The following is a 19,651-nucleotide window of genomic DNA, read 5'->3' as shown; positions in this document are numbered from 1 at the left end:
TAGTAGGAGGATATATAATGGACAATGATAAAGTAGAAGCTTTACAAACGGCTAAGGGATATATTGACAATTTAAAAGAGGGAGCAAAGAAAATATATAATTACATATCCAATGGAGAGGAAGTTAAAGCGTTAGAATTAATTCCATATTTTACAGAAGGGATAGATTGGTTAGTAAAAGTAATATTATTAACTAGAGATGTACAAAAAAAGGAAATAAATATAGATGGATTTAACAGTATGTTCACTGAAGTTACAGAGGCTTTAAAGGAACAAGACCATATATTAGTAGGTGATTTTTTTCAACATGAAATAATTCCTAGATTAGATAATATTCAGAATGATATATCCAAGGCAATAGAGATATAAAAAGTGAAGCATAGTTATTATAATTTTAGATTTAATTAATAAGGTAAGGAATGATATTTTGTGAGAACTAATCTAAGACAATTATTAATTAATAAGAATTACTCTATAAAATGTGTTTTACAAGTAATTGACAAAGGATCAGAGGGAATAGTATTAGTTGTAGATAATGACGAGAAGCTTATTGGAACTATCACTGATGGAGATATAAGAAGAGCTTTAATTAAAGGATATAAATTAGAAAATAGTGTAGAAAAGATAATTAATTATAATCCAATATATGCTACAATGCATATGTCAAAGAATGAAATAAAAGAAATTTTAATAAAAAATGCTATTAAAGATATTCCTATAATAGATGAAGGTGGAAGGGTAGTAGACTTAATCAGCATAAGAGATATCTTACTTCCAGATGGTAAACAAAATTCAGTAGTGATTATGGCTGGAGGTTTAGGAACAAGACTTAAAGATTTAACTAGAGAAATACCTAAACCAATGCTTAAAGTTGGTGAAGACCCTATGCTTCAACATATAATAAATAATTTTAAGCAATATGGATATAACAATATATTAATATCTGTAAACTATAAGGCAGAAATAATTGAAAATTACTTTCAAGATGGTTTCGCCTATGGAGTAAAAATAAGTTATATAAAAGAGAATAAGAGACTTGGCACTGCAGGAGGAATAAAGCTGGCAGAAGATTATTTACACAAGCCTTTTTTTGTAATTAATGGTGATGTGTTTACTAATTTAAATGTACAAAATATGATGGATTTCCATATGAATAATGAATTTGATATAACTGTAGGAGTTAGAAAATATACATTCCGCATACCATATGGAGTACTAGATGTAGAGAATAACTTTATAAATTCGGTAAAGGAGAAGCCCGTTATAGATTATTTAATAAATGGAGGTGTATACTGTATAAATCCTAATTTAATTAAATATATTCCTCAAGATACATACTTTGAAATAACAGATTTGATTAATATTTGTATAAAAAATGGGCTAAAGGTTGGAAGTTATGAAATAAAAGAGTACTGGATGGATATTGGTAAAATTGAAGATTACAATAAGGTTAATGAAGATGTATATGATTTAGTATGTTGTGGTAAGGTAGGGAAAGAGGATGATAAATAATAAAAGGATACTTGCGATTATTCCAGCAAGAGGAGGTTCAAAAGGAATACCTAGAAAAAATGTAAAGGATTTAAATGGTAAGCCACTTATAGCTTACACTATAGAAGAAGGAATAAAGAGTAAATATATAGATGAATTAATTGTATCTACAGAGGATGAAGAGATTGCTAGTGTTAGTAAAGCTTATGGTGCAGAAGTACCTTATTTACGACCTGAAGAATTTTCCAAAGATGAAACACCTGGAATTTATCCTATAATTCATGGTATAGAGTATTTTGATAAAAAAAATAATAGATTTGATTATGTGGTTTGTTTACAATGTACTTCACCATTTAGAAAGGCTTATCAAATAGATGAAGCTATAGAAAAATTAATAGAAATAGATGCAGATTCAATAGTTAGTGTATGTGAAAATGAAGTAAGTCCCTACTGGATGAAAAAAATAGTAGATGGAAAGATGACAAATTTTTTAGAAGAAAGTACATTGTATGCTAGGAGGCAAGATGTACCTAAACTATATAGATTAAATGGTGCTATATATATTGCTAAAAAGCATATTTTAATGAATTTTAAAAATTGGTATACCGAAAATACTATTCCATATATAATGGATGAAAAAACATCTTTAGATATAGACAATATGATGGATTTTAAATTTGCACAATTTTTAATCAAGGAGAGGGAAAATGGTTAATGTATATGATTATATAAATCATAATAAATGTTTCATAATAGCAGAAGCGGGTGTAAACCATAATGGGGATATAAATATAGCTAAAAAACTTATAAATGCAGCCTATGAAGCAGGAGCTGATGCAATAAAATTTCAAAGTTTTAAAGCAAAAAACTTGGTAACTAAGGAGGCTGTAAAAGCAGATTATCAAAAGAAAACTACAGGAGATGGAAGTCAATATGAGATGCTTAAAAAATTGGAATTATCTTTTGATGAGCATATTATATTAAAAAGCTATTGTGAGGAAAAAGGAATAATGTTTATATCAACACCCTTTGATTTTGAAAGTGTAGATTTACTTAAAAAGCTTGATGTTCCATTATATAAGATAAGTTCAGGAGATTTAACTAATACGCCTTTTCTTAAATATATAGCAAAGCTAAATAAATCCATCATATTATCTACAGGTATGGCTAACTTAGCTGAAGTAGAGATTGCAGTTGATGCTATAAAAGAAACTGGTAATAAAAATATAACCTTATTACATTGTACATCAAATTATCCTACAGATTATGAAGATGTTAATTTAAATGCCATGATTACATTAAAAAATGCATTTAAGCTTCCTATAGGATATTCTGATCATACAGTGGGAATAGAAATACCTATTGCAGCAATAGCTATGGGAGCTCAAGTTATAGAAAAACATTTTACATTACACAAGGATATGGAGGGACCAGACCATAAGGCATCTTTAAATCCAGAAGAGCTTAAAAAAATGGTATTAAGTATTAGAAATATTGAAAAAGCTTTTGGTGATGGTATAAAAAGATGCAATAAAAGTGAAGAAAATACTAAAAAGGTTGCTAGAAAAAGTATAGTAGCAAGTACAAAAATAAGAAAAGGTGAAGCTATTTCCTATGAAAATGTTACTTTTAAGAGACCAGGAAATGGAATAAGTCCTCTGCTTATAGAACAGGTCATAGGAAAAACTGCTATTTGTGATATTAATATAGAGGAATTTATAACTTTTAGTAATATAAAGTAGGTGAAACATGTGAAAAAAATTTTAGTTGTAACAGGAACAAGAGCAGATTATGGATTGTTATATTGGACTATGAGAGAGATACAAAATGATGTAGAGTTAGAGCTTCAACTTGTAGTGACAGGAAATCATTTAGTTAAAGATTATGGATATACTGTTGAGCAAATAAAAAGAGATGGATTTCAAATAGACGAAGAAATAGATATAATTATAAACTCAGAGAAAAAAAGTTCTATAGTAAAATCTATGGGACTTGAAATGGTTCAGATGGCTCAGTGTTTTGATAGGTTGAAACCTGATATTTTACTTATTCTTGGTGATAGATATGAAACTTTTGTAGCGGCAACTTGTGCTATGATGATGAATATATCTATAGCACATATGAATGGTGGAGAATCCACGGAGGGGGCTGTAGATGAGCAAATAAGACATTCTATAACTAAGATGGCACATATACACTTCACTGGTGCGGAATATTATAAAGAAAGAATAGTTAAAATGGGTGAAGAACCTTGGAGAGTTTATAATGTGGGCCAAGCTGGGATTGAGAATATAAAAAGATTGAAACTTTTAGAAAAATATGAACTGCAAAGAGAGTTAAATGTTTCTTTTGATAAACCTGTATTTTTAGTAACATATCATCCAGTAACTTTAGACATAGAAAATATAGAAAGTCAAATGAATAATTTACTTGATTCTCTAAAAGAGTTTGATGCAAAATATATATTTACATATCCTAATGCGGATTTTGGCAGTAAAGTTATTATAGATAAAATTAATGATTTTGTTAAACATAATAATAATGCATATATATATTACAGCTTAGGACAAAAAAGATATTTAAGTTTATTAAAGTCTGCGCATGTTATGATAGGTAACTCATCTAGTGGAATAATTGAAGCACCTACTTTTAAAATACCTGTTATAAATATAGGTGACAGACAAAAAGGAAGGCTTAGAAGTAATAATATTATTGATGTTGGATATGAAAAAGAAGAAATAATAAAGGCTATAAATAGGGTTTTATATGATAAAGAGTTTAAGGAAAATTTGAATTATATAGAGAATCTATATGGTGATGGAAATGTTAGTAAGAGAATAGTAAGTGCATTAAAGTCTATTAATATAGATAAAATATTATTGAGTAAAAAGCTTACATATTAAAGAGGTAATAGTAATGAAGAAAATAGTTCTTATAGGGGCTGGTGGCCATTGTAAGGTTGTTATAGATATTATAAAAAGTAGAAATGAATATGAGATAATAGGGGTTACAGAAAAACAATTAGTTAAAGATAATGTGGCAGGAATACCTATACTTGGAGATGACAGTATTTTGCAACAATTATATAGTCATGGAGTTGAATATGCATTTATATGTATAGGTGCAATAAATAATTTGGGATTAAGAAATAAAATATACAAAAATTTAAAAGAAATAGGGTTTAAGTTGCCAGTGATAAGGCATATAACTTCTGTGATTTCACCAAGAACATCTATTGACGAAGGTACTTGTATTATGCCAGGAGCAATAATAAATTCAGATACGATTATAGGGAAAAACTGCATAATTAATACATCTAGTGTAGTAGAGCATGATTGTAAAGTAGGTGATAATTGTCATATATCTCCAGGTGCTGTAATAGCTGGTGGAGTTGAAATTTTAAAAGATACCCATATAGGATTAGGAAGTAGAGTAATTGAAAGTGTTAAAATAGGCTCTAATGTAATAATAGGGGCTGGAGCTACTGTTATAAATAATGTAGAAAACAATATGGTAGCAGTAGGAGTACCAGCTAAAGTTATAAGAAATAGATTAGAAATTTTTCAAAGAGAAGGAGGCTAAGATATATGAATTTAAAAGGGAAAAAAGTATTAGTTACTGGATCAGAAGGCTTTATAGGAAGTCATTTAACCGAAAGACTTGTAGAAATTGGAGCGGATGTAACAGCACTTGTTCAATATAATTCTTTTAATAATTGGGGGTGGATAGATACTTTTGATAAAAAAGTGAAAGATAGTATTAATGTTGTAACTGGTGATATTAGAGAATATGATGGAATGAAAAGAATTGTTAAAGGACAAGAGGTAGTATTTCATTTAGCAGCACTTATAGCAATCCCATATTCATATGTATCACCTATGGCTTATGTTAGAACTAATGTAGAAGGAACTACAAATGTTTTAGAAGCTTGCAGAGAATATGAAATTGAGAAAATTGTACATACTTCTACCAGCGAAACATATGGTACAGCATTATATGTACCAATAGATGAAAAACACCCACTGCAAGGCCAATCACCTTATTCTGCATCTAAAATAGGTGCAGATAAAATAGCGGAAAGCTTTTATAAAAGTTTTAATCTTCCAGTGGCAACTATAAGGCCATTTAATACATATGGTCCAAGGCAATCTGCAAGAGCTGTTATACCAACTATAATATCACAAATTCTATCAGGGAAAACTGAAATAAAGCTTGGAAGTTTAACACCAACAAGAGATTTTAATTATGTAAAAGATACAGCGGAAGCTTTTATTAAAATTGCAGAAAGCGATAAAACAGTTGGAGAAGTAATAAATACAGGTTCTAACTATGAAATTTCTATAGGAGATACAGTAAAAAAGATTGTGGATATTATTGGAGCAAACATTAATATACTTTGTGATGATGAAAGAATTAGACCGGAAAATAGTGAAGTTAATAGATTGTGGGCGGATAATAAGAAAATTAAGCAATTAACTGAATGGAAGCCGCAATACAGTTTAGATGATGGATTGAAAGAAACTATACAGTGGATAAAAGATAATATGAAATATTTTAAAACTGATATATATAATGTTTAGATGGATAGAGGTGTAGTAAATTGAAAAGAATAAACCCTTTTAAGAAGATATATGATATTTGCAATGGAGATGACCCAAAAGAAAAATATTTGAATCAACCAAATTTCCCAAGATATATAGATATTGAGCTTACAAATCATTGTAATTATAGATGCTTAATGTGCCCAGTAGGAACAGGCATTATGTGTAGAGAAACAGGATATATGAGTGATGTTGTATATGAAAAAATTTTAGAAGAAATAAAGGTATATAAAACACCCCTAAGATTTATAAGATGGGGAGAACCAACATTACATAATAACTTTATCCATTATATAAAGAAAGCTAAAAATTTAGGTATAATATGTCATTTTAATACTAATGGTACGTTGCTTACAGAAGAACAACTAGGACAATTAGTAGACATAGAATTAGATAGCATAAAATTTTCTTTTCAAGGTATTGACGAAAAAAGTTATAAAGAAATGAGAAATTCAGATTACTTTAAAAAGCTATTAAATAAAATCAAAAGATTATATGAGATAAGAGGAGATAAAAAATATCCATATATTCACATAGCTACAACTATAACTTATGAGAGTAAGGATCAAGTGCATGCATTTAAAAAGGAAGTTAGTAAGTATTGTGATTTAGTCACAGTTGGTAGAACTATATTAGAACATATAGATATAGAAAAAAGCAATTTAAATGATGAAGACAAAAAAAGACTTATAGAACTTAAAAATGAAGAAACTATAATAAAGCAACATCCTAAATGTTGTCCAGAAGTGTTTGATAAATTATCCATAAATTGGGATGGAAGCGTATCCGCTTGTTGTGGGGATTATGATAACAAGATGGTAATTGGTAATGTAAATGAAAAATCATTGAAGCAAATATGGAATTCAGATAAATTAGATGGTTATAGAAAAATATTAAGTGAATGTGGTTATGAAAAATTAGAATTATGTAAAAAGTGTTATGACTATATGGAATTACAAACAAAAGGTATTCAAAACTTATAGATATAAATAAGGAGCTGATAATATGATACCATTATGTATACCTGAAATCTGTGGCAATGAATGGGAATATATTAAGGAGTGTTTAGATACTAATTGGGTATCTTCTGTTGGCAGTTATGTTGATAAATTTGAAAATGACTTCGCAAACTTTTTAAATGTTAATAAAGCAGTAGTTACAATGAATGGAACTGCAGCACTTTCATTAGCATTAAGAACTTTAGGAGTAGGTGAAGGAGATGAGGTTATAGTTCCATCATTGACCTTTATTTCCCCAGTAAACACTATAAAATACGTAGGTGCAGAGCCGGTTTTTGTAGATGTGTGTAGAGATACTTTTGTTATAGATGTTGAAAAAATAGAAAAACTTATAACCAAAAAAACAAAAGCTATTATACCAGTTCATATATATGGACACCCTGTGGACATGAATAAGTTGATGGAAATAGCTGAGAAATATGGGCTTTATGTAATTGAAGATGCTACAGAAGCTTTAGGAAGTTATTATAAGGATAAAGCGGTAGGTACTATAGGGCATATAGGTTGCTTTAGTTTTAATGGTAATAAACTTATAACCACAGGTGCAGGAGGAATGCTTGTAGCTAATGATGAAAAATTGGCTTATAGAGCTAAATTTTTATCAACGCAAACGAAAGTTACAACAGAAAACAAAGCCTTTTATCATCCAGAAATAGGCTATAATTATAGAATGCCTAATTTACTTGCTGCTATGGGATGTGCTCAGTTGGAGAATATTGAAAAATATATAAAAGCTAAAAGAGATCATGCTGAGTTGTATAGTAAATTATTAGGAAGTATTAAGGGAATAACTTTACCTGTAGAGAAAGAATGGGCATCAAATGTTCAATGGCTTTATTCAATAGTAGTAGAAGATGATTATCCTATAACTAGAGATGAGTTGATAAAAAAATTAGCTGAAAATAAAATAGAATCAAGACCGTTTTTTATGGCAGTACATAATATGCCTCCATATAAACAATGTAAATGTGGAGACATGAGTGTAACAGATGAATTAGTAGAAAAGGGTATAAATTTACCAAGTTCTGTATCATTAAGTGATGAACAAATAAGTGAAATATGTAAAATAATAAATAAATTATAAAGTACTATCTGATAGTTTAAATTAAACAAGATAAGAATTTTTGTATATAAAGGATGATTAATTAATGTATAGAAATATAGAAATACATAAAGCTAAAGATGGTAATTATAATTTAAAAGTAGATAAAAGGTATATATATAGTAGGTATTTTCCATTAGAAGAGGCGGGCAAATTTATAGAAGCAAATAAAGAATTGTATTTAGATAAGAAAGTTGTAGTGGTATATGGAGTGGGACTTGGATACCATGTAAAAGAATTATTAAAAAGAATATCTAATAGTACAAAGGTTTATTTATTTGATTTAGATATGGAAATAATTAAGATTAGTAGGGAACTAGGACTTTTAGAAGAGATTGAGAATGATAAAAGAGTAGAATTAATATTGGGAAATGATAAAAAATTCTATGAAAGATTTTCAGAAAAGATTTATTTAGTGGAGGATATTTTTATATATGAACCTCTTTTAAAATCCCTTCCTAGTGAATATGAAGAATTCAAAGAAGTTATTAAAAGTTTTTATATAGCTAAAATAAATATAAAAAGATATGCACATATTGCTAAAGAAAATGAAATAATAAACATAAAAAATAATTATAAATGTATAGATGAATTTTTGAAAAATTTTCATATAAAAAATGAAGTTGTTGTTGTTGCTTGTGCTGGGCCTTCATTAGAGAAAGATTTAAAAGTTATGAAAGAAAAAAGAGAGCATATAAAAATATTTGCAGTAGGGAAGGCTTTAGATATACTAATGAGAAATAAAATAAAACCAGATATGATTACGGTATTAGATCCTAATGAAATAGTTTATGAACAAATTAAAGGATACGAAAATTTAGATATTCCTATATGTTTTTTATCTACTGCGTCAAGATGGGTAACTAAAGCTTATAAAGGACCCAAATATATATTTTTTAATAAGCCATGTGAGTATAATAAATCTAATATAATAGTAAAAACGGGAAAAACTGTTTCGGTTCCAACAATAGATTTAGCTATAAAAGCTGGTGCTAAAAAAGTTATATTATGTGGACAAGACTTAGCTTTTGTTAATGATAAATTGCATGTGGGCGATATAGAAAATGTTGAAAAAAGCGTTTTCTATAAAAGTGTTTTAGGGGTGGATGGTACATACCTAAATACTACATCTGGTATGTTAGAATTTAAAAAGAATATAGAAGAACTTATAACAGAAAACAAAGATATAGAATTTATAAATTCAAGTAAAGGAGCCAAAATAAAAGGAACTATAGAAAAAGAGCTGCATTCTTGTATATAAAATTAAATGAAGAACAATTTATTTGTAAGGAGAGATTACAGTGGCGATAACTAGAAAAGTAATAATTCAGGCTCCTCATGATCCTGAAATTAATGCAAAAGTAAGAGAAGTTTTAGAGTACTATATAACTTATCCAGAGGGATATGACCAATCCAAAAGTTATGGTTTAGTATTTTGCATTACAGGATATGGTAGTAGTGCAGATTCAGAGTATCAATCAAATAAATTAAGACCATATATTTCAGATAAATATAATATAATCACAGTTGGAGTTAGATATCATAATGATTTAAGAACAAAAAATCAATTTACATTTGATATTGATGGTATACGTGAGTGGTATAGCTTAGAAACAAACTATTTTAAAGATATAAGGAATCCAAATAAAATAATAGATGACTTATTTGAATTATTAATATCAAGAAATATATATTCGCTAGATACAAGATTAGCCATCAAAATGTCAACATATCACCAATATTCCTCCTTTGGATTTATGCCAGCAATAGATCATTTAACAGTGTTATTTGATATAATTAAAAAACATAACATTGATAAGAGAAATATTGTAGCATTTGGAACATCTTATGGGGGATATATAGCCTCACTTATGGCTAAATATGCACCAAATACCTTTTCTTTAGTAATAGACAATAGTGGTTTTTGTGTTACACAACTACAAGAAGTTTTTGGAGGTTTAATTGGAGGAGCAGGAGGAGCAATTGTGAAATATGTAGATAATAAACGATATGAAATACCCATAGCAACAAATACCTTATGGTCCTTAGATGAAACAGCAGAAAATTATTTTTCAGATGCTAATAAACAAATTAGAAATCTTTTAATTGAAGACCATAGAACACCTTCACAAACTGTGTATTGCTGTTACCACTCAGAAAAGGATAAAATAGCATGTATGGATTTAAAAGATAAAATGTATAATATATTAAAAAAATATAATTTTACTTATTATAAAAGAATAAATGAAAAAGATGTGGATGGAAAATTATTTAAAAATTCATTACATGGAATGGATGCATCCTTACGTAAAATGTTTGATTTTTCCGTAGAAAGATTTAAAGAATTTAATGATATAAAAGATGATGAAACAGATTTTGATAAAAATATAAGTTATGGTTTTCCGTGTGCAAATAAACTATATAATTTTTCTTATAGTAATAATGGACTTAAGGTTGAAATCAAAACAATTTAAAATATAGTAATCTAATTAAATTTTTAACAAGCAAATGTATAAAAAATTAAGCTATTAAATAAGCATCAGCAATAATAGAAAAATTGCTGGTGCTTTTTAAGTTGGTTTATAATTTTCTTAAACGCAAACTAAATTTCTTATATATTGATAAATTTACCATAAAGTTATATAATAACAAAAGGTATAAAAATAATATTTTTTGATAAGTGTAAAGTTAGAAGAAAAGCCATCGATACTATCACTAGGATAGATTATTATAGTAATTTATTATCTAAGATAAGTATATAAATATTAATCAAAAAAATTTAACAAAACTATTAAAGTTGTAAATAGGATTTACGATATTAATAGTACAAGAAATCAAATAAGCTAAATATCATGGACGATTAATAAAACTATCTAACTTTGCAGGAGGCAAATGAGGGATAGGTTTATTAATCGTCCATATTTTATATTCAGATTCAAGGAGGAAGAAATATGTTAGTATTAGGCAGGAAGCCGGGAGAATATGTAATGATTGGAAATGACATCAAGGTTAAGGTAGTAAAAAGTGATGCAGGTGATTTAAGACTTGCTATAGATGCACCACATGATGTTAAAATTACCAGAGGTGAAGTCTGGGAAGAACAGTTAATGTCTACAAAATAGACAAGTTCTTTTAAAATAATTTTATATTTAAAACTCAGGAGGAGTCAATTGTTCTCATTAATTCAGCAGGAGGCTGAAAATGTGGGAAGGGTTGGCTTCTTTTTTGTTGGATAAAATCAAACTTTTAAGCAAGCTAGGAAATTGAAAGTTGAAAGTTGAGAATGGAGAGTTAAGGATGTTTTTCTTCACTCCGCTCAGAAAAGCTAATAATTCAATATTACACTTTTAAGCATTAACTGAATAAGTTCAATTAAGTATGTCTAGTATTTAGATGTATTGATGAATTTAGGAGGTTTAAAAGTTGAAAGAAAGTTTGGTTTACAATAAAGCATTTAAGTTTGCCATTAGAATAGTTAATTTATATAAGCACTTATGTAAGGAGAAAAGTAAGTATATTATCTCAAAACAGGTATTAAGATCAGGAACTAGTATAGGTGCAAATATTAAAGAAGCCGTACAGGCATCCAGTAAACGAGATTTTCTAATGAAAATGAACATAGCTTTAAAAGAAGCTTCAGAAACTGATTATTGGTTAGAACTTCTCGAAGAAACTAATTATATAGATGATAAAGCATCACAATCAATAATAAACGAATGTACTGAATTAAATAATATGCTTATATCTATTGTTAAAACCACCAAAGAGAATTTGAAAGTCTTAGGAAAATGAAAAAACTTCCAACTCTCAATTCTCAACTAAAGATGTTAGTAAGACGTAAAGTCTTAACTATAAATAATAATAGTGTGCAAGGAAGTACACTTAAAAATCAAGGAGGAATTTATTATGATAATTAATCACAATATGAACGCAATGAACTCACACAGACAAATGGGAATCAATGTAGGTAATTCAGGAAAAGCAATGGAAAAGTTAAGCTCAGGTCTAAGAATAAACAGAGCTGGAGATGATGCAGCAGGACTAGCTATATCAGAAAAAATGAGAGGACAGATTAGAGGTCTTGATCAGGCTTCAAGAAATTCACAAGATGGAATCTCACTTATTCAAACAGCAGAAGGTGCTTTAAATGAAACTCATTCAATTTTACAAAGAATGAGAGAACTAGCAGTTCAATCATCAACTGACACAAATGTAAATGTAGATAGAAAAGCAATACAAGATGAAATGAATCAGTTAACTTCAGAAATTGATAGAATAGCTGATACTACTGAATTCAATACTCAAAAATTATTGGATGGTGGGTTTAAAGGTAAGTTTCAAATAGGAGCAAATAATGGACAGGATTTAGAATTAAGTATAAATAAGATGAATACTAGTAGTTTAGGGTTAGTATCAAATAATTCAATTGAAGATGGTAATACTACAAATAATGCAAATAATGCAGTATTAGCAGATGGTACTTATACATTAAAGGGTGGCAATTTACTTGATGCTAAAGGAAATACTGTAGCTACGTTTGCATCAGATAAGATAAGTGTAGGAGCCACAGATGTTGTAACTCTTGGCAAAGCAGCTTTAGTGGATGGTGCTACAGTAACAATAAGTAATAAGGGTGCCAAATTTGACGTTAAGAATTCACTAGCAACTCCAGATGATACTAATAATTTAGGTCAATTAACACCAGGAAAGTATGAAATAAAAGGCACTAATGTTATAAAAGATGGAAAATTAGTAGGAGATTATGATGCAACTAAGCTAACTATAAATGGAAAGGAAATAACAGTAGCAGATTTAGGATTCCAAGCAGGTAAGCTTGTAGATGGAGGATCATTTACAATAAATGGTGCTGATGTTTCATCAAGAGATGCAGCTCAAGGAACAATAGATTCAGTTAATAAAGCTATAGAAACTGTATCCAGTGAAAGATCAAAACTTGGAGCTGTACAAAATAGATTAGAACATACAATAAATAACTTAAATACATCCTCAGAAAATTTACAAGCGTCAGAATCAAGAGTTAGAGATGTAGATATGGCCAAAGAAATGATGAACTTCTCAAAGAATAATATCCTTAGCCAAGCTGCTCAAGCAATGCTTGCTCAAGCTAATCAGCAGCCACAAGGAGTTCTTCAGTTATTAAGATAATCAGCGAATGAATTTTAGTGTTCTTCTAAAATTGTGGGAGTTCTTTAATTCCAGAATGATAGAAGTGGAAGCTTTTTATAATTATTGAATCTATAATAGTAATAATAAGGGGTCGGGGAGAAATCTCCGACTTTTTATTTTAATTGAGTAGTATTTAATTAAATATAAATATAAGGGTAGGTGGATAATATGTATTTAATACCACAATATATGTTGTTTTTTAAATGTTCTGCTGATAAATGTATTTCACACTGTTGCAGAGGATGGAAAATACAAGTAGAAGATAATATCATTGAAAAATATAAAAATATAAAAGATGAAGAACTGAGAAATATAATTCTAAAAAATATAAGTAGAGATCCTGGTATTGCTGGAATTTATGGAAATATGAAATTAACAGATAGGTTTGAATGTGCTTTAATACAAAATGGATTGTGTTATATACATAAAAATTTAGGGGAAGAATATTTGTGTAATACATGTAAAACTTATCCTAGACATAAGAATTTAGTGGATAATGTAAAGGAAATGTCTGCAACAATTTCTTGCCCGGAGGTAGCAAAATTAGTTCTTTTAAATAGTAAACCTATGGAGTTTGAAGCTATAAGAGATTTTAATGATATATCTATTACAACATTTAGAATAGAAGATCATGAAGGATGTGAATATTTTTGGAAATTAAGAATGTTTACTATAGAAGTTTTACAATATAGGAAATGGGATTTAAACAGTAGAATAAAGTTGCTTATTATGTTTTATAATAAATTTAATAAAGATAAATTTGATATAGATAATGAAATAAGAAAATTTAAAGGATATTTATGTGATCAAAGTATTTATGAAAAAATAAAAACTATTGGAATAGAAAGTAAAGTTAAAGTTGAGATGTTAAAAGAGATTATGCAATTAAACACTAGACGTATACTATTAGATATTAAATATAAAAATTTAGTTGTTGAACTTATAGAAGGACTTGAATTAGATAGTGATGATATAGAAAATTCATTTGTAAAATTTGAAAATATTAAAGATAAATACTATAATGAGTTTTTCAAAGAAAAAGAATATATTTTTGAAAATTATCTAGTTAATTATACATTTCAAAATCTTGTTCCTTTAGGGCATGGCAAAAACTTCTTTGAAAATATAGCTCAAATGATAATAAACTTATCCATAATAAGATTTATAATAATAGGAATAATGGGTATAAAAAAGGAAAAGTTCAATGAAGATGATATTATAGATATATTTCATTCATTTTCAAGGAATTTTGAACATAGTAATGAGTTTAATAAAAAATTGCTCAAAAATCTTAAGAAAAAAGGTATGTTAAATGAAAAATGGATTATGTTATTGCTTTAGTAAGCAGCAACAATGTTCTGGCGAAGTGAAAAAATAGGGAATAATAGAAATGATATATTTAAAGATTAATTATTTAACATTATTTGGATAAAAATTAAATATTATTAATATGATAAATATAAAATAATATGTTACTGTTTAATGAATAATCATGTACATATATTAATAAAAACGGAGAATAAATTGGCAGGATAAATAGTACTATTCAAAGTGTTTTAATAAAAAATGCAGTTATATAATTATATAGGATATTTATTTCAAGATAGATATCATTCTGAACTTATTGAAAGTAATTCACAAATGCTTAATATAAGCAGGTATATACAGTGATAGAATCTTTTATTTTTTGCTAGTTTTATACTTTTGATTGTTCCGATGGGTTTATCTTCTTTGTTATTAATAAAGGGAATAAAAGTTAAACTTAAAATTTCTTCTTTAGTTAATTCATCTCTCTTATCTATTTTAGTGTTAATTTCCTTTATATTAAATGAATATATAACTAATATATTGAATTTTTTACCATATTTATAAAAAAGGGAAGCATCATAAAATAAAAACTATTTATGTCATCTTTTTTGTTTATTGTTTGAAATTCAAAATGAAGATAAATTATCTAATGAAATTATGCATCTTTCTCAAACTGTTGAAAATATGAGAAAAGATTTGGCTACAGTTGAAATAGTAACTGCTAGAAACATGGAAAATATAGCTCAACTTAAAGTTATTAAATAAAGCTAATTAGAAAAGCTGCCATATAAATTGGTGGCTTATTATTTTTTTATGATTTAATGTTATTATTAAAAATTTAAAGTTTAAAAATAAAGTAAGAATATAAATATTTTTGAAATATTATCGATAATATAGTAAATATTGTTATAAGATATAGTATTGAGGGGGATTTATATGTGTACAGTACTTCATATTGAACAAAGTGAGTTTTTTTGTAATTTAGTAGAGGATAGAGTAAGGGAAAAAGGCTATCAATACATGTGTACTGATAGTTTTAATGAGGCTTACAATATACTGCAAAGATTCTATGTTGATTTAATAGTAACTTCTCAATATGCAAAAGGAGACCAAATAGAGAACTTTTTAAAGAAAGTAAACAAGAACATTAAAGATGAAGTACCTATTTTTGTATTAACAGGAGATAATATTAACGAAAAGAAGAAAGATTTAATTAATTTAGGGGTAAGCGACTATGTATTAAAGTGTGATATAGAAAGTGGAATATGTAAGCGTATTGATAGCATTTTAGAAGAACATATGGATATGAAATCTTTAAAAGAAGTGGAAATGGCTATTGTAGATGATAATATTTTTGAAACAGCTGTTGAAGAAAGTCTTTTAAATAAATATGATATATATAATTTTGACTATTATGAGTCTGGAAGAGAACTTATGGAAAGTAAGAGTAAATATGATGTATATCTTGTAGATATAGTTTTAAAAAATGAAATAGGTACAGACATAATAAGAAATATAAGACGAAGCAACAAAGAGGCAGTTATTATAGCAGTAACGTCCCTTAATAATCCTAGAACTTTAGCTAGTGTTTTAAATGCAGGAGCAGATGATTATATACAAAAACCTCTTAATGAAGATTTATTTATGGCTAAATTAAAGTCCAATATAAGGCATTACAGTATAGATAGAAATATACAATGCTAATATTAACATACGTGGATGTAAAGCATGAGATAAAAAATTAAGTCCAATAAAAAGTATTGGACTTAATTTTTAATTTCACATCAATTTTTTACTATATTAAAACTTTCATCATCTGATAAAAAGTCCATACATTCAAATATTATCTGATCTATATCTGAGCTTTGTAAATTTAAGGTATCTAGTGCAAACTGTGAAAAGTTATAGGCAAGTCCATCTGTACCAAGACCTAATCCCATCATCATAGTTATTGCATCAGCTATATGAATTATAGAAACAAGTTCAGGATTTATATTAGCCTTTTCAGGAGAATGATGATATAGTATGCTTTCAACTAAATTTTTAGGAAAATTCCAGTTTTTTGCTACTTTAGCACCAACTTCACCATGATGGAACCCTAATACTTCCATTTCAGCTTCTAAAAATGATTTACCTTCAAGTTCTACTTTGTTTATTATACTTTGATATTCATCAGCTACATAGTGATTAAGTATGGTTTTGCCTATGTCTCTTAATAGTCCTGCTATATAAGCTTCTTCAGGTTTTGAAAATTTAATTTTATTGCTAATATATCTAGCGATAATAGCACAACTTTGAGATTGATTCCATAAATCATATTTTTCTAAGTTGTAACCACCTGGAAGCTCCTTTATAAGAAGTCCACTTACAGTGGATGCTATAGTTATACTTTTTATAGCTGCAAAACCAAGAAGAACTGTGGCTTCAGATATAGTACTTATTCTTCTTGCATAACCATAATAGGTGGAATTTGCAAGTTTTAGTACTTTTGAAGTAAGACTTTGATCTTTTAATATCTCACTTTCAATATCATCTGCTGTAGATTCAGGATTTTCTGTAATAGCAATAATTTTGCTTACACTATTAGGAAACACAGGTATATCTTCAACTTTATTAATAAGGGTTTCTAAATCTAACTTTTCCATATATAAAACTCCTATTGTTCATTAAATATTTTGTACATATATATTATCGTAAATTATTATCTATATTTTAGCAATTTAACTTACTTTAAAGAAAATTTTAAATTTTTTTATCTAATATAGCTTTATTTTATTTTGGTATATTTCGATAAATAAAATGAATTTTAAATATTTTTTATTCTAAAATCACAGGAGGATTTATTATGTATACAGTATTACACATTGAGCCAAGTGAATTTTTTTCTAATATGGTTAAAGGTATATTGGAGGAAAAGGGGTACGATTATATATGGACAGATAGCTTTAATGAAGCAAATTCAATTCTTTATGAGTATGAAGTGGATCTTGTAATAACTTCATTAGTAGGGCGAGAAGGGAAAATTGAAGATTTTGTATCTAACTTTAATAAAAGTAACAAAGGAGAAATACCTATATTTGTAGTTACTGGAGATAATGTTGATGAAAAAAAGAAAAAATTATTTAATCTAGGAATAACTGATTATATATTAAAGGAAAATCTAAAAGAAGAAATATCAAAACATATAGATGCTATTTTTGAAGAAGATAAATATATGATGGAATTAAGAGAAGCTAAGATTGCTATAGTTGATGATAGTTCTTTTGAATCAGCAATTGAAGAAGATCTATTAGAAAAATATGATATAAATAATTTTGATTATTATAGATCAGGAAAGGAATTAATAAATAGTGGTAAAAAGTATGATATATATTTAATAGATATACTACTTAAAAATGAATTTGGAAAAAATATTATAAGATATATAAGAAGAAATAATATGAAAGCTACTATTATAGCTGTAACCGTTGTAAATAATCCAAAGACTTTGGCCAGTATTTTAAATGCAGGAGCAGATGATTTTATAAATAAACCTATAGATGAAAATTTATTTATAACAAAATTAAAATCCAACATAAGAATTTATAGTTTAAATAAAAAGATAAATTCATTTATAAAAAATATGAGATAATTAGAAATATAGAGAAAACTCAAGAAAATTTATATAATTATTAAAACAAATTAGAATTTAAATTTAGGGAAAAATTGACTTGAAAGCTATTATAGTGTATTATTTTATCATAATAAGTAGATATTATATTACCAATAAGACTAATAGAGTGTAATTAGTTATTCTGCTATAAGTATATTGGTGTTTTTAGTTAATAAAAAATATATATAAATTTCTGGTATGATTGATAGAAAATAATTATTTATTTTGCTAGATATAAGCCAGCGTAATTGTTTTTTTAACTATGTTAAAAACTGATTGTGCTGGCTTTTTGTATTTTTAATATATTATAAAAATATCTAGAAGTTTTAAAAACACTATAATAGCATCAATTTTTAGGGAGGGATTTTTATAGAAAAAAATATTGAAAGTTTAAACAAAATTTATGAAGAAATCAAAATTGGAGATAAAGCCTCAATAAGTAAAGTTATTTGTGATGAAGACGTGGTTTCTTTTTCAAAAATATCTGGGGATGTAAATCCAATTCATTTGGATGAAGAATTTGCAAAGAAAAGTCTTTTTAAGAAAAGAATTGCCCATGGCATTTTAACCAGTTCTTTAATTTCAGCAGTTTTAGGAACAAAACTGCCAGGTATTAATACCTTGTACCTATCCCAAACATTGAAATTCTTAGCTCCAGTTTTTCTAGGAGATAAATTAACCGCAGTAGTAGAAGTTATAAGTAAAAATGATGATAAAAGAATAATAACATTAAAAACTAGTGTATTTAATGAAGAAAATGTTGAAGTAGTTACAGGGGAAGCTGTAGTAAAGAAATTAAGAGAAGATTAAGAGGGGGGTTTATACATGAATTTTGATAATAATATGATGGAACAATTTTTTAATATTCAAAAAAATATGATGAATGTTTGGCAAGAAGCATTTTTACCTAAAGGTGATACTAAAAAAGAAAATAGTAAAAGTGAAGAGTCAAAAGATACTATGGATTTTTTTAAAGATATTATGGAATTTAATAATAAAATATTTTCTTCCTTCAATAACAGTAATGCTTATGAAGTGTTTAAAAAAATGTCAGTTGGTGCTGATGTATATTATAATGTGTATAAATTGTGGGAAGATTTAACACAAAAATCTTTTAAACCAACTATGGAAGAATACAATAAAGTTTATGATAAATGGAAAGATAAATATATGGATTTTGTAAAAGATAGCTTTATCCCATATTTACCTAAACCTATGCAATCTTTTGTAAAAGAGCCAATGGAGTTATTTAAGCTTTATACAAACTTTGTTAATAAATTTTGGGGACCTTG

Annotated in this window: 21 protein-coding genes; 20 read left to right on the top strand and 1 reads right to left on the bottom strand. The window is 27.4% G+C overall.

What is annotated here, in order from left to right; all coding sequences use genetic code 11:
- The first annotated feature begins 17 nt into the window (after positions 1-17).
- The 17 genes from J2Z24_RS14230 (at position 18) to J2Z24_RS14150 (ending at position 16,411) form a co-directional block, all read left to right on the top strand.
- Positions 18-368, top strand: coding sequence for a DUF8042 domain-containing protein (locus J2Z24_RS14230; RefSeq protein WP_035147259.1), 351 nt, complete (start codon positions 18-20; stop codon positions 366-368).
- Between the two features lie 60 nt (positions 369-428).
- Positions 429-1,511, top strand: coding sequence for a nucleotidyltransferase family protein (locus tag J2Z24_RS14225; protein ID WP_035147257.1), 1,083 nt, complete (start codon positions 429-431; stop codon positions 1,509-1,511).
- Positions 1,501-2,205, top strand: a complete 705-nt coding sequence (locus J2Z24_RS14220; protein ID WP_035147254.1) for an acylneuraminate cytidylyltransferase family protein — start codon at positions 1,501-1,503, stop codon at positions 2,203-2,205. The genes J2Z24_RS14225 and J2Z24_RS14220 overlap by 11 nt, the downstream gene beginning before the upstream one ends.
- The gene (neuB, locus tag J2Z24_RS14215; protein WP_035147251.1) at positions 2,198-3,232 is read left to right on the top strand and encodes an N-acetylneuraminate synthase; all 1,035 of its coding nucleotides are present in this window, start codon (positions 2,198-2,200) and stop codon (positions 3,230-3,232) included. The genes J2Z24_RS14220 and neuB overlap by 8 nt, the downstream gene beginning before the upstream one ends.
- A gap of 9 nt (positions 3,233-3,241) precedes the next feature.
- Positions 3,242-4,393, top strand: coding sequence for a UDP-N-acetylglucosamine 2-epimerase (gene neuC, locus J2Z24_RS14210; protein WP_035147249.1), 1,152 nt, complete (start codon positions 3,242-3,244; stop codon positions 4,391-4,393).
- 13 nt (positions 4,394-4,406) lie between these two features.
- Positions 4,407-5,072, top strand: coding sequence for an acetyltransferase (locus J2Z24_RS14205; RefSeq protein ID WP_035147248.1), 666 nt, complete (start codon positions 4,407-4,409; stop codon positions 5,070-5,072).
- Between the two features lie 5 nt (positions 5,073-5,077).
- A complete protein-coding gene (locus J2Z24_RS14200; RefSeq protein WP_035147245.1) occupies positions 5,078-6,070 on the top strand; it encodes an NAD-dependent 4,6-dehydratase LegB in 993 nt (330 codons plus the stop codon).
- A gap of 20 nt (positions 6,071-6,090) precedes the next feature.
- The gene (locus tag J2Z24_RS14195) at positions 6,091-7,074 is read left to right on the top strand and encodes a radical SAM/SPASM domain-containing protein (RefSeq protein ID WP_035147242.1); all 984 of its coding nucleotides are present in this window, start codon (positions 6,091-6,093) and stop codon (positions 7,072-7,074) included.
- Between the two features lie 22 nt (positions 7,075-7,096).
- On the top strand, positions 7,097-8,194 hold the full coding sequence (locus tag J2Z24_RS14190; RefSeq protein WP_035147239.1) for a LegC family aminotransferase: 1,098 nt from the start codon (positions 7,097-7,099) through the stop codon (positions 8,192-8,194).
- Between the two features lie 64 nt (positions 8,195-8,258).
- A complete protein-coding gene (locus J2Z24_RS14185; protein WP_035147236.1) occupies positions 8,259-9,473 on the top strand; it encodes a motility associated factor glycosyltransferase family protein in 1,215 nt (404 codons plus the stop codon).
- 40 nt (positions 9,474-9,513) lie between these two features.
- The gene (locus J2Z24_RS14180) at positions 9,514-10,686 is read left to right on the top strand and encodes a DUF2920 family protein (protein ID WP_035147234.1); all 1,173 of its coding nucleotides are present in this window, start codon (positions 9,514-9,516) and stop codon (positions 10,684-10,686) included.
- Positions 10,687-11,163: 477 nt separating this feature from the next.
- Positions 11,164-11,334: a carbon storage regulator gene (locus tag J2Z24_RS14175; protein WP_035147231.1), complete on the top strand. Its 171-nt coding sequence runs from the start codon at positions 11,164-11,166 to the stop codon at positions 11,332-11,334.
- 301 nt (positions 11,335-11,635) lie between these two features.
- On the top strand, positions 11,636-12,004 hold the full coding sequence (locus tag J2Z24_RS14170; RefSeq protein ID WP_035147228.1) for a four helix bundle protein: 369 nt from the start codon (positions 11,636-11,638) through the stop codon (positions 12,002-12,004).
- Positions 12,005-12,118: 114 nt separating this feature from the next.
- Positions 12,119-13,378, top strand: coding sequence for a flagellin N-terminal helical domain-containing protein (locus J2Z24_RS14165; RefSeq protein ID WP_035147225.1), 1,260 nt, complete (start codon positions 12,119-12,121; stop codon positions 13,376-13,378).
- Between the two features lie 189 nt (positions 13,379-13,567).
- The gene (gene fliB, locus J2Z24_RS14160; RefSeq protein WP_035147222.1) at positions 13,568-14,740 is read left to right on the top strand and encodes a flagellin lysine-N-methylase; all 1,173 of its coding nucleotides are present in this window, start codon (positions 13,568-13,570) and stop codon (positions 14,738-14,740) included.
- Positions 14,741-15,322: 582 nt separating this feature from the next.
- Entirely contained in the window at positions 15,323-15,472 is a 150-nt protein-coding gene (locus J2Z24_RS14155; protein ID WP_156950217.1) for a hypothetical protein, read from the top strand.
- A 171-nt stretch (positions 15,473-15,643) separates the two neighbouring features.
- Positions 15,644-16,411, top strand: a complete 768-nt coding sequence (locus tag J2Z24_RS14150; RefSeq protein WP_035147219.1) for a response regulator — start codon at positions 15,644-15,646, stop codon at positions 16,409-16,411.
- 80 nt (positions 16,412-16,491) lie between these two features.
- Here the strand turns inward: J2Z24_RS14150 and J2Z24_RS14145 are convergent, their stop codons facing one another.
- Complete coding sequence (locus tag J2Z24_RS14145) at positions 16,492-17,352, bottom strand: HDOD domain-containing protein (protein WP_035147218.1); 861 nt, start codon at positions 17,350-17,352, stop codon at positions 16,492-16,494.
- A gap of 200 nt (positions 17,353-17,552) precedes the next feature.
- Here J2Z24_RS14145 and J2Z24_RS14140 point away from each other — a divergent pair, with 200 nt between their 5' ends.
- The 3 genes from J2Z24_RS14140 to J2Z24_RS14130 form a co-directional block, all read left to right on the top strand.
- Positions 17,553-18,338 carry a response regulator gene (locus J2Z24_RS14140; RefSeq protein WP_035147216.1) on the top strand — a complete coding sequence of 262 codons (786 nt, stop codon included), beginning with the start codon at positions 17,553-17,555 and terminating at the stop codon, positions 18,336-18,338.
- A gap of 384 nt (positions 18,339-18,722) precedes the next feature.
- Positions 18,723-19,169, top strand: coding sequence for a MaoC family dehydratase (locus J2Z24_RS14135; protein ID WP_035147214.1), 447 nt, complete (start codon positions 18,723-18,725; stop codon positions 19,167-19,169).
- A gap of 15 nt (positions 19,170-19,184) precedes the next feature.
- On the top strand, positions 19,185-19,651 hold a 467-nt coding region (locus J2Z24_RS14130), incomplete at its 3' end, for a hypothetical protein (RefSeq protein ID WP_209795124.1).

Origin of the sequence: Clostridium tetanomorphum (genome assembly GCF_017873215.1) — a bacterium.
Lineage (GTDB): Bacteria > Bacillota > Clostridia > Clostridiales > Clostridiaceae > Clostridium_AO > Clostridium_AO tetanomorphum.
Note: the sequence above shows the minus strand (reverse complement) of the source record. Positions and strands in the feature narration are given on the sequence as shown.